At 65.5% G+C, this 13,974-nt stretch carries 13 protein-coding genes; 1 reads left to right on the forward strand and 12 read right to left on the reverse strand.

The features are described from left to right. The 8 genes from ACIQ6S_RS10655 to ACIQ6S_RS10690 form a co-directional block, all read right to left on the reverse strand. A partial coding sequence (locus tag ACIQ6S_RS10655) for a hypothetical protein (protein ID WP_397608349.1) occupies positions 1-1,789 on the reverse strand: 1,789 nt, incomplete at its 3' end. After that, positions 1,783-3,126 (reverse strand): ABC transporter ATP-binding protein, encoded by a 1,344-nt coding sequence (locus ACIQ6S_RS10660; RefSeq protein WP_397608350.1) that lies wholly within the window; start codon positions 3,124-3,126, stop codon positions 1,783-1,785. The genes ACIQ6S_RS10660 and ACIQ6S_RS10655, both read right to left, overlap by 7 nt. Beyond that, positions 3,116-3,922 (reverse strand): ABC transporter permease, encoded by an 807-nt coding sequence (locus tag ACIQ6S_RS10665; protein ID WP_397608351.1) that lies wholly within the window; start codon positions 3,920-3,922, stop codon positions 3,116-3,118. The genes ACIQ6S_RS10660 and ACIQ6S_RS10665 overlap by 11 nt, the downstream gene beginning before the upstream one ends. A 70-nt stretch (positions 3,923-3,992) precedes the next feature. Beyond that, on the reverse strand, positions 3,993-5,150 hold the full coding sequence (locus ACIQ6S_RS10670; protein WP_397608352.1) for a cystathionine gamma-synthase: 1,158 nt from the start codon (positions 5,148-5,150) through the stop codon (positions 3,993-3,995). Positions 5,151-5,179: 29 nt separating this feature from the next. Beyond that, positions 5,180-6,556, reverse strand: coding sequence for a pyridoxal-phosphate dependent enzyme (locus ACIQ6S_RS10675; RefSeq protein WP_397608353.1), 1,377 nt, complete (start codon positions 6,554-6,556; stop codon positions 5,180-5,182). A 126-nt stretch (positions 6,557-6,682) separates the two neighbouring features. Then, a complete protein-coding gene (locus ACIQ6S_RS10680) occupies positions 6,683-6,901 on the reverse strand; it encodes a YdcH family protein (protein ID WP_297865388.1) in 219 nt (72 codons plus the stop codon). A 327-nt stretch (positions 6,902-7,228) separates the two neighbouring features. Further along, complete coding sequence (locus ACIQ6S_RS10685) at positions 7,229-8,200, reverse strand: OmpA family protein (RefSeq protein WP_397608354.1); 972 nt, start codon at positions 8,198-8,200, stop codon at positions 7,229-7,231. 4 nt (positions 8,201-8,204) lie between these two features. Next, positions 8,205-8,576, reverse strand: a complete 372-nt coding sequence (locus ACIQ6S_RS10690) for a hypothetical protein (protein ID WP_397608355.1) — start codon at positions 8,574-8,576, stop codon at positions 8,205-8,207. 87 nt (positions 8,577-8,663) lie between these two features. Here ACIQ6S_RS10690 and ACIQ6S_RS10695 point away from each other — a divergent pair, with 87 nt between their 5' ends. Next, a complete protein-coding gene (locus ACIQ6S_RS10695) occupies positions 8,664-9,785 on the forward strand; it encodes a PilT/PilU family type 4a pilus ATPase (protein ID WP_397608356.1) in 1,122 nt (373 codons plus the stop codon). On the opposite strand, the gene maiA is transcribed toward ACIQ6S_RS10695, so the two are convergent. The 4 genes from maiA to hppD are packed head-to-tail and all read right to left on the reverse strand — an operon-like array spanning position 9,786 to position 13,905. Further along, entirely contained in the window at positions 9,786-10,454 is a 669-nt protein-coding gene (maiA, locus tag ACIQ6S_RS10700) for a maleylacetoacetate isomerase (protein ID WP_397608357.1), read from the reverse strand. A 46-nt stretch (positions 10,455-10,500) separates the two neighbouring features. Next, positions 10,501-11,499, reverse strand: a complete 999-nt coding sequence (locus tag ACIQ6S_RS10705; protein ID WP_397608358.1) for a fumarylacetoacetate hydrolase family protein — start codon at positions 11,497-11,499, stop codon at positions 10,501-10,503. Continuing rightward, on the reverse strand, positions 11,496-12,791 hold the full coding sequence (hmgA, locus tag ACIQ6S_RS10710) for a homogentisate 1,2-dioxygenase (RefSeq protein WP_397608359.1): 1,296 nt from the start codon (positions 12,789-12,791) through the stop codon (positions 11,496-11,498). Before hmgA ends, ACIQ6S_RS10705 begins: the two co-directional genes overlap by 4 nt. A 10-nt stretch (positions 12,792-12,801) precedes the next feature. After that, positions 12,802-13,905: a 4-hydroxyphenylpyruvate dioxygenase gene (gene hppD / locus ACIQ6S_RS10715; RefSeq protein WP_397608360.1), complete on the reverse strand. Its 1,104-nt coding sequence runs from the start codon at positions 13,903-13,905 to the stop codon at positions 12,802-12,804. Positions 13,906-13,974 lie beyond the last annotated feature (69 nt).

Genomic DNA, 13,974 nt, shown 5'->3' on the forward strand with positions numbered 1-13,974 from the left:
TCCGCTGGCCCTCGAGCCACACCACCGCCGCTTCGCGCTCCGACAGATGCTCGCGCAGCGCCTGCTCGGCCCCTTCCCGCTCGCCCAGTGCGGTTTGAAGGGCCAATCGCTGGCCTTCCAACCACGCGACAGCCGCTTCCCGCTCCGACAGATGCTCGCGCAGCGCCTGCTCGGCCCCTTCCCGCTCGCCCAGTGCGGTTTGAAGGGCCAATCGCTGGCCTTCCAACCACGCGACAGCCGCTTCGCGCTCCGACAGATGCTCGCGCAGCGCCTGCTCGGCCCCTTCCCGCTCCGATAGCGCCGCCTGCAGCGACGTCCGCTGGCCCTCGAGCCACACCACCGCCGCTTCGCGCTCCGACAGATGCTCGCGCAGCGCCTGCTCGGCCCCTTCCCGCTCCGATAGCGCCGCCTGCAGCGACGTCCGCTGGCCCTCGAGCCACGCCACCGCCGCTTCGCGCTCCGAAGCGGCGGATGCCAAACCATGCATTTCGCGAGTGGCTCTGAGCAACCGCTCATGCAAGTCCTGAACCAGCAACTCGACTCGACGATTTCCCAGCCAGTCCGAACCGCCACCCGTAGCGACAGCAAGGAGCGCCTTGGGGGCGGATGGCATCGAGGCGGGACCAATGCGCTTGCGTTGCACCGACGTTGCCTGCCATTGGGCAAGATGGCGCTCGTGGCATGCGGCAAGCGAACGCCCGCCCGCCAAACGCCATCCGTAGTAGTCTGGATTGAAAAGCAACGCTGATGGCACCAGATAGCCCAACATGAAGGCGTTGATCGCCAAGTCGCGATTATCGCGAGCCCAGGGGGCCAATGCACCGTCATCAGCAAAAGGCCTCGTGGGGCAGTCCCCCAATGCCCGAAACGGCACACCCCAGAGCATGGCTTCCGTCAGGACACTTGAGTTGACGGCGTAGACGCTCGAAACTCGACCAAGAAACTCACGTGCGTTGGCGGAATCATCGACGATTCCGAGACCACCTCCCGAAAACTTGAAATGCGAGGCCGGGTGATTCCTGACTCGGAGCCTCGCCCCGGGATTATCCCTACGAGCCGCGTCGATAAGGTCGATTGAACTCGTTCCATTGCCAAAGGCAACGAGGTTAGAGTCGTCCTCGACTTGCATCGCAACGCCGACGTCTGTGGCGTCCGAAACACGCTCAAGTGACTCCTCACCGGAAACCAAGACGCGGAGCTGCTTCTCCGGCACTAGACGAATCCCACGCAGCGCGGAACCGACTGTATTGCCTGAACGCCATGTCGAAGGGGTCGTTCGACCATTGACCCCCAAGAAATCGAAGTAGACGGTGCCACCATAGTCGGGCGCACGGAGTGGCCCGAGCTCGTTGTGAATGACGGGAACCCCCAACGTCTTCGCGGCCAAGTCAAGCGAGGCGCAATTAATCCAAGAGAGAAACGCTGCGATCCGGCGCCCGTGCGCGATATCGCACGCAAGCGTTGTCAATTGCTTAGCAACGGAAGGATCGCTCGCCGTTATCGCACGCCGGAAAAGGGGCAGCCCATGGCCCTGGGCCTTCCAGTGTTTGGGGAGGTCCACTGATCGCTTGCGATATCTACGAAATCGGCCTCTCGATGGCACCACGAAGGAGTGCCCGCCGACGATGAGGCGTTCACCAAATGGTATGCCATCCTCCGCAAAGTAGCGGTCATCACCGATGAAGCCTATTTCCTCAGGCCCGAATGCCGCCATCTGCGCCAGCATTACCCAAGCGTGAAGGGGGCCGCTGCCGCGATCCACATCCGGGAGCAAAAAGGAAATCAGCATCGCATTGGGGAGACGACTTTCAGCAGTTCAACTGACCTCGGCGAAGCCAGCAAACGTCCGCCGTACTCACCCCAAGACAACGGATTCGCCTCGATGTCCAACACGCCAATTGTAAAGCATCGGTCATAGAAGTAAGGACTTTCCGGAGCCGGCTTAAGTCCGACGTGGAACGAGTAGCGCCCCTTCGCCAACGGCAGCTCGACCGCATACTCGAGTACGTATCGTGTTGCAGCATCGAGTATCGGCAAATGCCGTCCGTAGAAGTTGAGATTGTAGGCAACGATATCGATGCCGTGCGCGTCACGTATCAGCAGGCCGAGGACGCTTCCCTCGGGTATGGACTTAGAGGTGTCGAACTGTATTCGGAGAGTTACCAGCCCTGCCTGCTCAATAGTGGCAACGGCACCGCGACCCGGAACAACGATCTCAAAACCGGTGAACTGGACCTCGCCGCCTCCCGAGCGACTTGAGAGCCGTTCCGCGAATCCATCGCACAACACCTCCCGCTCACTTGGAACGGGGCTAGCCTCAATCACTCCATTGGGAACACCTTCGGCCGACCGAGCCGCCAGTGCCGCACGCAGGTCTGCGACAGCGGTGCTCGACATCGAGTTCTGGTAATGCTCGCAAACCTCGTCTGCAGGCCCATCCGCGACGAGCCTTCCGCGCTCGAGAAGGATCGCCCTTCCGCAAATACTCTTCACCGCGTTGACCGAATGAGAAACGAAGAGCAACGTGACGCCGCGCGCGATCAGCTCGCGGATGCGCGCGATGCATTTCTGCTGAAAGAACATATCCCCAACACTGAGCGCCTCGTCGATAATGAGAATCTCAGGATCAAGATGCACCTGCACCGAGAAAGCAAGACGTACAAACATCCCGCTTGAATACGTCTTCAGAGGCTGGTGAATAAATTCACCAAGCTCTGCAAACGATTCAATCTCGGAAAGCTTCGCCTTGACGTCAGCAAGCGACATCCCGAGCACTGCAGCGCTGAGGAAAATGTTCTCCCGACCCGATAGCTCTGGATTGAAGCCTGAACCAAGCTCGAGGAGCGCACCGATCCGGCCGGCCACAGTGACACAACCTTCGGTCGGCTGCAGCACCCCGGTGAGAATCTGGAGGAGAGTGCTTTTTCCCGCGCCGTTGCGACCCAGCACACCAACCGCCTCTCCACGGGCGATCCTGAAGCTTATATCCTTCAGCGCGTCATGGCCTGCGACAGACGATGGTGACTCGGACTTCCCGAAGATCGACCACCCTCCTTTCGCACCGAATTGGTAGCGCTTTGAGACCGCCGAAACATCGATTGCCCAGTCCGGGTACTCAGAGGACATTCGCGAAATTCCTCTGATTGCCTTTGAACGAAGCGTAACCGACCCAGAACACTACCAGCGACACAATCGAACCCACACCCACGACGACGATGTCGGGAGCAACGTTGTGGATCAATGCTGATCTAGCGGGCTCAAGAACCCAGCTAAGTGGATTGAAGGCGATTACCCAACGGAACGCTTCGGGCATACGCTCGGCGGGAAACAGCAGGGGGGAGAGGTACATCAACACCAACAAAGTCATCGGCATCGCATGTTCAACGTCGGGCTTAAACACGGCAAGCGCCGACAGAAACCAAGAAAGGCCCAGACAGAACATAAGGAACGGGAAGAAAACGAACGGGATCCAAATGATTCCGACCGGAAACTCACCACGGATCGCGACGCTAAGGACGGTCCAGATCAGCAATGTCGCGACGAAGGAAACGCCCGCCACAAGGGTAATCACGACGGGAAACACCTCGGTCGGAAAAACCATCTTTGTGACATAGGACTGGTTACTTGCCACGAGTGTCGTGGACCGACTCATGATCTCGTTGAAAAACATGAAGAACATCACGCCGGCGTGCAACACCAAAGCGAACTCGAGAGTGCTTCCAGCACCACCCCAACGAACTCCGAGCAGGACGCCAAAGACGAGCGTGTATGCACCGACAAGAAGCAGAGGATTCAGGATGATCCACGCTGCGCCCAAGGATGACTTACGGTACTTGGAGCTAAGCTCCTTCCTAACGAGCTGCTCGATGAGAAACCTGTTCCTCCATAACGCGGCGAACGCCCTCGCCGGGTGGTTCTGCATAAGCTGTTTCATTCGCGCTACGCCCACTCTTCCCGCTTCGCGAAGGCGATTAGGCGAAGTGAAGAACAGATCACTGGAGCACCTCGTTCAGTTCCGATAAGAGATCCTCGAAATCCTCGATACCCACACTCAACCTCACCAAGTTGTCGGTCACGCCCAACTTCGCTCGTCGCTCTTCCGGCACACTCGCGTGCGTCATCACCGCCGGGTGGTTGGCGAGGCTCTCGACGCCGCCCAGGCTCTCGGCGCAGGCGAACAGCTCCGTGCGCTCCATGAAGCGCTTGGCGGCTTCGAAGCCTCCCTTGAGCCATACGCTGACCATGCCGCCCGGACCCTTCATCTGGCGCTGCGCCAATGCGTACTGCGGATGCGCCTTGAGTCCCGGGTAGGCCACGCGCTCCACCGCCGGGTGGTGTTCGAGGAACTCGGCGATGGCCTGCGCGTTCTCGCAGTGCGCCTTCATCCGCAGGTGCAGGGTCTTCAAGCCGCGGAGTGCCAGGAAGCTGTCGAACGGCCCCTGCACGGCGCCGACGGCGTTCTGAAGGAAGGTCATCTGTTCGGCGAGGTCGGCGCGCTCACCGACGATGGCGAGACCACCGACGATGTCGCTGTGGCCGTTGATGTACTTCGTGGCCGAGTGCATGACGATGTCGGCGCCGAGCTCGATCGGGCGCTGCAAGGCCGGTGAGCAGAAGGTGTTGTCCACCACCACGATCAGGCCGCGCTTTTTGGCACGCTCGGCCACCGCGGCGATGTCGACCAGCTTCAAGGTCGGGTTGGTCGGCGTCTCGATCCAGACCATCCGCGTATTCGGGCGGATCGCCGCCTCGAAGGCCTCGAGGTCGGAGAGGTCAACCCACGAGAAGTCCAGCCCGGCGCTGCGCCGGCGCACGCGCTCGAACAGGCGGTAGGTGCCGCCGTAGACGTCGTCCATCGCCACTACATGGCTGCCGGAATCGAGCAGTTCGAGGATGGTCGAGGTGGCCGCAAGCCCGGAGGCGAAGGCGTAGCCGTTCCTGCCGCCCTCCAGCGCCGCCACGCAGCGCTCGTAGGCGAAGCGCGTCGGGTTGTGGCTGCGCGAGTACTCGTAGCCCTGGTGGACGCCGGGGCTTTCCTGCACGTAGGTCGAGGTTGCGTAGATCGGCACCATCACGGCACCGGTCGAGGGGTCGGGGCTCTGGCCGGCATGGATCGCCTTGGTGCCGAAGCCGTAATCGTGTTCGTTCATCGGGGGGGTCTTGCCGTCCAGTGGCGCAGTCATTGTACGCGACGGCGCAGGTAGTTCAGGAAATCGATGCGGGTGATCAGGCCGAGGAACTTCGGCCCGTCCATCACGATGGCGACGTGGCCACGCTCGAACACGCCCATCAGGCTGTTGATCGGCGAGCGCATGTCGACGAGTTCCAGCTTGGTGACCATCGCCGTGGACACCGGGTCGCGGAAGCGCGCCTCGTCGGCGTGCACGTGCATCAGCACGTCGCTCTCGTCGAGGATGCCGACGATCCGCTCGTTCTCGATCACCGGCAGCTGCGACACGTCGTAGAGCTTCATGCGCTGGTAGGCGACGGTCAGCAGGTCGTTCGGGCTGACCACGATGGTGTCGCGCGCCGCGTAGGGGCGCAGGATCAGGTCGCGCAGGTCGCCGTGCTGCGGGCGGTCGAGGAAGCCCTGGTCGAGCATCCAGTAATCGTTGTACATCTTCGACAGGTATTTGTTGCCCGTGTCGCAGACGAACACCACCACCTTCTTCGGCGTAGTCTGCTCGCGGCAGTAGCGCAGCGCCGCGGCCAACAAGGTCCCGGAAGAAGAACCGCCCAGCACGCCCTCCTTCGCCAGCAGCTCGCGGCCGGCGAGCATGCTGTCCTTGTCGGAGACGGCGTAGGCCTTCTTGACGCGGGTGAAGTCGGAGATGTCCGGCAGGAAGTCCTCACCGATGCCCTCGACGAGCCAGCTGCCCGATTTGGTGTCGAGGATGCCCTCGTTGATGTACTTCGTGAGGATGGAGCCGACCGGGTCGGCCAGCACCAGCTCGACGTGCGGCGCGGTCTGGGCGAAGTAGCGCGACAGCCCGGTCATGGTGCCCGAGCTGCCGCAGCCGAAGACGATGGCGTCCATCCCACCCACGTCCTGCATCTGGCCCCAGATCTCGGGGCCGGTCACCGTCTCGTGCGTGAGCGGGTTGTCCGGGTTGCCGAACTGGTTGATGAAGTAGGCGCCCGGCGTGTCGGCGGCGATCTTCGCGGCGAGGTCCTGGTAATACTCGGGGTGGCCCTTGGCGACGTCGGAGCGCGTCAGGATCACCTCGGCGCCCATGGCCTTGAGGTTGAAGATCTTCTCGCGGCTCATCTTGTCGGGCACCACGAGCACGAGGCGGTAGCCTTTCTGCTGCGCGGCCAGCGCGAGGCCGATGCCGGTGTTGCCCGCGGTGCCCTCGACAAGGGTGGCACCGGGCTGGATCTTCCCGGCCTTCTCGGCGGCCTCGATCATCGTCACGCCGATGCGGTCCTTGATCGAACCGCCCGGGTTCATGCACTCGAGCTTCAGGTACAGCTCGCACAAGCCGGTGTCGAGCTTGCGGGCCTTGACGATGGGCGTCTTGCCGACGAGTTCGAGGACGCTGTGGTGGACGGGCATGGGGAGAGGCGGTCAAAAGGGTGGCGGATTGTACCAGCCGCATGTCTGAGCTCCCCGGCAGGGGTGCCCCCCGAAGACAACGCGGCCCGCACGCAGCGGGCCGCCTTCCTTCCGTCGCCGCCACCGTCAATGTCGGGTTCGGGCGAACAACCGGGTGAGCCGGTCCTTCGCCAGCAGCTTTTCCTTCTTCATCCGGGCCAGCGTCATGTCATCGATCGGCAGCACGCCGAGCTCGGCGTCCATCACCTTGCTGTTGAGCTGCTGGTGGTGGCGGTAGAGCTGGCGGAACTCCGGATCGGACTTGATCAAGGCTTCGACATCGGCGGTGGATTGACCTTCGAACATTTCAGCGACCTCCTCAAACGCGAACGCCCCGGCTCTGAGGCGCGGGGCGTTGGGGTTGGACTGGGGTCAGGTCGGGAAGGCTGGCCGCCTCGGGCCGCGGGCCACGCGCATCCCGGGCGGGACGCGGCAGCGGGGACGGGATGAGGTCAGCGGTCATCGGCCTGGCTCGTTCTCCCGAAGGGAACAGCCCCCTCGGGAAAACGACGCTACGCCCGCCGCCGCGGGGCGGCAAGGCCTTTTTCCGCCCCGGAAACCCCACTTAACGACACCGCTCGGAAGTCCTCACCCGCCCCTAACGGGGTTCAGCCGGGTGAAGGCGGGCCGGCCTCAGCGGACGGTGATTTCCACCCGCCGGTTGGCCGCGCGGCCTTCCGGCGAGCCGTTGTCGGCCACCGGATCGGCGGCCCCGCGGCCGTCGGTGCGGATCGAACCGCTGACGCCAGACTCCTTGAGGATGGCGGCGACGGCCTCGGCGCGGCGCAGCGACAAGGCCTGGTTGGCGGCGGCGGCGCCCTGGCTGTCGGTGTAGCCGACGACCTCGACGTTGCGGCCGCCGATCTCCATGGCGAGGCGACGCAGGCTGGCATTGGCTTCGGTGGTCAGGGCCGCGCGGCCACTGGCGAAGGCCGAACCCGCCAGCGTGTAGACCGTCGCCGGCCCGACGCTGCGCGAGGGCGGCAGCGGCGCATCGGCGGCCAGCGCTTCGGCCACCAGCGAGTTCGCCAGTTCGGCTTCCTCGCGGGCCAGCGCGGCCTCGCGGCCGCGGCTGGCGGCCAGGCGGCGCGCCTGTTCGGCATCGGCCTTGGCCTGCTCGGCCAGCGCGAAGGTCTCGGCAGCCGCCGTGCGCTCACGCTCGGCCTCTTCCTGGCGGGCAAGGCTCTGCATGCGCAGGCGCTCGGCGTCGCGACGGGCGGCATCGGCATCGCGGCGCGCGGCCGCCACCATGATCTGGTCGCGCTCGCGATCGAGGTCGGTCGACTGCCGGGCCAAGGCGTCGGCCTGCGCTGCGGCCACGGCCGCGCGCACGCGCCGTTCGGCCACGAACTGGGCCGAGGCGTATTCCTTCGACTTCGCAAGGGCGAGGGCCTGCACGGCCTGCTGGGCCTTCAGACGCTCGACACCGCCCATGCCAGCGAGCTGGGTGTCGCCATCGAGCTGGGCGAGCTGGGCCTGGAGACGGGCGACGACGGGATCGATCTCTTCATCGGCGGACAGGGCGGGCGCGGCCAGCGCGACGGCGGCGGCGAAGGCGAGGCCACGGGCCAGGGTGTGGATTCGGACACTGCGGAAAGGACGCATCGGATCAATCTCCCTGGACCAGCAGGCGGCGGCGCAGCTCGGCGTTGCGCGCGGCCTTGGAATCGACCTCGGCCTCGAGCGTGGCGCGGCGGGCTTCTGCGGCGGCGACCGCCGCCGCGGCCTCGGCTTCCCGGGCGGCGACGAGAGCGTCGGCATGGCGTTTGCGCGATGCGGCATCGCGGGCCGTGGCGAGGCGCTGGCGGGCCTCGTCGAGCGCCTGCTGGGCCGCGCCGCGGGGCTCGAGGGCGTCGGCACTGCGGATGGCGCGGTCAGCCGCGTCGAGTTCGGCGGTGGGCGGCGGGACGCTGGCGCAGCCGCCCAGCAGCGCCGCGAGGAGGAGGCCGGCGGCAAGGCCGGAGGGGACGTTTCGGCTCATGGGGATACGGGTCGCTTTTGGTGGCGGAACGCGGCTATTCTCAAAAGCCTGACCCGGTTACGCAATGGCGCTGAGGAGCCCATCCCCATGGACATCGGCTATTTCCTGAAGCTGATGACGGAGAAGAACGCCTCCGACATGTTCCTCACGACCGGCGCGCCGGTGTACATCAAGGTCGAGGGCAAGCTCTACCCGCTCGGCAACACCGGCCTCCCGGCCGGCATGGTGAAGAAGATCGCCTATTCGCTGATGGACGAGGGCCAAGTGCCCCAGTTCGAGCGCGACCTCGAATACAACATGGCGATCGCCGTGAAGGACGCCGGGCGTTTCCGCGTCAACGTGTTCAAGCAGCGCGGCGAGGTCGGCATGGTCATCCGTGCCATCAAGAGCACGGTGCCGACGCTCGAACAGCTGCAGCTGCCCCACGTGCTGAAGGACATCATCATGGAACCCCGCGGCCTGGTGCTCGTGGTGGGTTCCACGGGCTCGGGCAAGTCGACCGCGCTGGCCTCGATGATCGACTACCGCAACACCAACTCGACCGGCCACATCCTCACCATCGAGGACCCGATCGAGTTCCTGCACACGCACAAGAAGTCCATCGTCAACCAGCGCGAGGTCGGCCTCGACACCCACGCCTTCCACAACGCGCTGAAGAACGCGATGCGCGAGGCGCCGGACGTCATCCTGATCGGCGAAATCCTCGATTCCGTGACCATGGAATCGGCCATCGCCTTCGCCGAGACCGGCCACCTCTGCCTCGCGACGCTGCATTCGAACAACGCCGACCAGACGCTGGAGCGCATCCTCAACTTCTTCCCCGAGGCCGCGCACAAGAACATCCTGATGAACCTGTCCTTGAACCTTAAGGCGGTCGTCTCGCTGCGCCTCGTGATCGGCAAGGACGGCAAGCGCCTGCCGGCCTCCGAGATCCTGATCAACACCCCGATGATCCGCGACCTGATCCGCCGCGGGCAGATCCACGAGGTGAAGGAGGCGATGGAGAAGTCCCTGGAAGCGGGCATGCACACCTTCGACCAGTCGCTGTTCAAGCTCTACAAGGAAGGCAAGATCGACCTCGAGGAAGCGCTGCGGAAGGCCGACTCGCGCGACGGCCTCGCCCTCCGCATCCGCCTTTCGGAAGGCGCGACCAGCGAGCACGACCCCTACGCCGACGTGTTCGGCGGTGCGGGCGGCGCCTTCGGCTGATCAGCCCGGCGGCGGTGCATCCGGCTGGGCTTCGGGCGTCGCGCGCTGGAAGGCCTCCAGCGTGAGGCAGTGCGCGTCGATGCGCCGCACCGTCGGATAGGGCGCGAGGTCGAGCGCGAACCGGCGGGCGTTGTACACCATTGGCACCAGCAGGCAGTCGGCGAGGCCGGCATGGTCTCCCTCGCAGAAGGCCCCGGTGGACGGGTTCTCCGCCAGCAAGGCCTCGATCGCTTCGAAACCCAGCGCCAGCCAGTGGCGGATCCAGGCTTCACGCTGTTCCGGCGTCGCCTTGAACTCGCGCTCGAGGTACTGCAGCACCCGCAGGTTGCCCAAGGGGTGCATGTCGCAAGCAATCAGTTGGGCCAGCCCTCGCACCAGGGCGCGTTCGCGCGCGGTCGACGGCAGTAGCGGCTGTTCGGCGAAGGTCTCGTCGAGGTACTCGATGATCGCCATCGACTGCCGGATCAGGCGCTGTCCGTGCTGCAGCGTGGGAACCAGGCCCTGCGGATTGATCTGGCGGAACGCCGCGCCGTGTTGCTCGCCACCGTTGCGCACCAGATGCACCGGCGCGAGCTGGTAATCGAGCCCCTTGAGGTTCAGCGCGATGCGCACGCGGTACGCGGCGCTCGAGCGCCAGTAGGAATAAAGCCGCAATCCGCCGCTCACCATGGCATCGCCCTCCCGGGTGTTTCCCCGCCAGCCTAGCGCGGCGCGCTCAATCCTGCCGCTTCATCACCTGCTCGATGGCACCGAAGATCGATGCCCCCTCGGCGTCCAGCATCTCGATGCGCACGGTGTCGCCGAACTTCATGAAGGGCGTCGAGGGCTTGCCGTCGCGGAGCGTCTCGATGGTGCGCTGCTCGGCGAAGCAGCTGGCGCCCTTGTCGGTGCTCTGGTTCGCGACCGTGCCCGAGCCGACGATCGTGCCGGCCGAGAGCGGCCGCGTCTTGGCGGCATGGGCGACCAGCTGGGCGAAGCTGAACTGCATGTCCTCGCCGGCCTCCGGCGCGCCGAACCACTGGCCGTTGAAGTGGGTGAGCAGCGGGCGATGCACCTTGCTGTCCTTCCACGCGTCGCCGAGTTCGTCCGGGGTGACGAACACCGGGCTTAAGCACGAGCGTGGCTTGCTCTGCAGGAAGCCGAAGCCCTTGGCCAGCTCGTTCGGGATCAGGTTGCGCAGCGAGACGTCGTTGACCAGGCCGACGAGCTGGATGTGCTCGGCCGCGGCTTCGGGCGTGACGCCGTGCGGCACGTCGTCGGTGACGATGACCACTTCGGCCTCGAGGTCGATGCCGAAGGCCTCGTCGCGCACCAGCACCGCGTCGCGCGGGCCGTAGAAGCCGGCGCTCACCGCCTGGTACATCAGCGGGTCGGAATAGAAGCTCTCCGGCACCTCGGCGCCGCGGGCGCGGCGCACGCGCTCGACGTGCGGCAGGTAGGCCGAGCCGTCGACGAACTCGTAGGCGCGCGGCAGCGGGGCGGCCAGCGCCGCCATGTCGAGGGCGAACACCTCATGGCCATCGATGGTCTGCGCGGCCGAGCCGTTCAGGGCTTCCGACACGCCGTTGAGGCGCGGCGCCACGTTCGACCAGTCCTCCAGCGCACGCTGCAGTGTCGGCGCGATGTGCGGCACGCGCACGCCACGGGCGAGGTCGCGGGAGACGACGATCAGCGTGCCGTCGCGGCCGCCTTCCTTCAGGGATCCGAGTTTCATCGCTTGTCCTGGTTGAAGTGCTTCTTCAGGCCGTGCCAGCAGGCCACGTACTGGCGCTGCCGGTGTTGCGCCGCGACCGCTTGGGCCGTGGGCCGCAGCACCGCACGCGACTCGAACATGAAGGCCATCGTGTCACGGATGTAGTGCGGCTTGCTGGTGTCGGCGGCGCTCGCCTTCTCGAAGGTCTCGGCGTCCGGGCCGTGGCCGGTGAAGCTGTTGTGCAGCGAGGCGCCACCGGGCACGAAGCCGTCGGCCTTGGCGTCGTAGGCACCGTGCACGAGGCCCATGAATTCGCTGGCGACGTTGCGGTGGAACCACGGCGGGCGGAAGGTGTCCTCCATCGCCAGGATGCGCGGCGGGAAGATCACGAAATCCATGTTGCCCACGCCGGGCGTGTCGCTGGGCGAGGTGAGCACGAGGAAGATGCTCGGGTCCGGGTGGTCGTAGCTGATCGAGCCGATGGTGTTGAAGCGGCGCAGGTCGTACTTGCAGGGCACGTGATTGCCGTGCCACGCGACCACGTCGAGCGGCGAGTGGCCGATCGCGGCGCGCCACAGGCGGCCGTCGAACTTCGCCACCAGTTCGAAGTTGCCTTCCACGTCCTCCCAAGCGGCCACCGGCGCAAGGAAATCGCGCGGGTTGGCGAGCCCGTTGCTGCCGATGGGACCGAGGTCCGGCAGGCGCAGGCCGGCGCCGAGGTTCTCGCAGACGTAACCGCGCGCTTCGCCGTCCGGCAGGTCCACCGCGAAACGGATGCCGCGCGGGATCAGCGCGATCTCCTGCGGCTCGACCTCGAGCACGCCGAACTCGGTGCGGATCACCAGGCGGCCCTGCTGCGGGACGATCAGCAGCTCGCCGTCGGCGTCGTAGAAGTAGCGTCCCTGCATCGAGCGGTTGGCCGCGTACAGGTGGATGCCCACGCCCGCACCGGCCCCGGGGCCGCCATTGCCGGCCATGGTGTAGAGGCCATCGAGGAAGTCGGTGGGCGCGGCCGGAGCCGGCAGCGGGTTCCAGCGCATCTGCTCCGGCGAGACCGGGCCATCACCGAAGACGTTGTGGAACGCGCCTTCGGGCAAGAGCTCGAACGCGCCGTGCATGGCGCTCGGGCGGATACGGTAGAGCCAGCTGCGGTGGTTCTGGTGGCGCGGCGCGGTGAAGGCCGTGCCGGAGAGCTGCTCGGCGTAGAGGCCGTAGGGGCAGCGCTGCGGCGAATTGCGCCCCACCGGCAACGCGCCGGGCAGGGCCTCGGTGGCGAACTCGTTGCCGAAACCGGATTGGTAGGCGAGGGTCATGGCCGCGCCCTCAGAGCACGCCGCGACGCATCTGGTCGCGCTCGATGCTCTCGAACAGGGCCTGGAAGTTGCCCTCACCGAAGCCTTCGTTGCCCTTGCGCTGGATGATCTCGAAGAAGATCGGGCCGATCGCATTCTGCGTGAAGATCTGCAGCAGCTTGCGCGACTTCGTCTCCGGGTCGGCGTCGATCAGGATCTTGTTCTCGCGCAGGCGCGCCACGTCTTCGCCGTGGTTGGGGATGCGCGCGTCGATCACGTCGAAATAGGTGTCGGGCGTGTTCAGGAACTGCATGCCCTGCCCGCGCATCGCTTCGATGGTGGCGTAGATGTCGTCGGTGAAGCAGGCGATGTGCTGGATGCCCTCGCCGTGGTAGGCGTCGAGGTACTCGTTGATCTGCGACTTCGGGTCCGACGACTCGTTCAGCGGGATGCGGACGATGCCGTCCGGCGCGGTCATGGCCTTCGAGACGAGGCCGGTCTTCGCGCCCTTGATGTCGAAGTAGCGGATCTCGCGGAAGTTGAAGAGCTTCTCGTAGTAATCCGACCACTTCTGCATGTTGCCGAAGTAGAGGTTGTGCGTGAGGTGGTCGATGAAGGTCAGGCCGAAGCCGACCGGGTTCGCATCGACGCCTGGGATCGCCACGAAATCGCGGTAGATGCTGTCGACGCTGCCGTAGTCGTCAACGAGGTAGAGCATGCAGCCGCCGATGCCCTGGATGACCGGGCGGTCGATGGCCTTGGTGCCCTCGCGGGCCACGTGTTCGCCGCCAGCGGCCAGCGCCGCGGCCTGCACCTCGTGGGCGTTCTTCTGGAAGCGGATGGCGAAGCCGCAGGCCGAGGGGCCGTGCGCCTTGGCGAAATCCGCCGCGAAGCTGTCCGGATCCTCGTTGACGAGGAAGTGCACGCCGCCTTGGCGGTACAGCGTGATCGGGCGCGCCTTGTGCTTGCGCACGGCCGTGAAACCCATCGCGCGGAAGTAGGCGTGAAGCATCTCGCCCTGCCCCGCCGGTGCCGCGAACTCGACGAACTCGAAGCCGTCGATGCCCATCGGGTTCTCGAACGTGGTGACGCTCATGCCGAGGTTCGGCGCGGCGATTGCGGGAGAAGCGTTCATGGCATGCTCCGGAGCTGGGGACGGGACGGCACAGGGGATGGTTCGCCGCCCGTTATAGTTTCATTTGAA

Origin of the sequence: Silanimonas sp. (genome assembly GCF_044377035.1) — a bacterium.
Classification (GTDB): domain Bacteria; phylum Pseudomonadota; class Gammaproteobacteria; order Xanthomonadales; family Xanthomonadaceae; genus Silanimonas.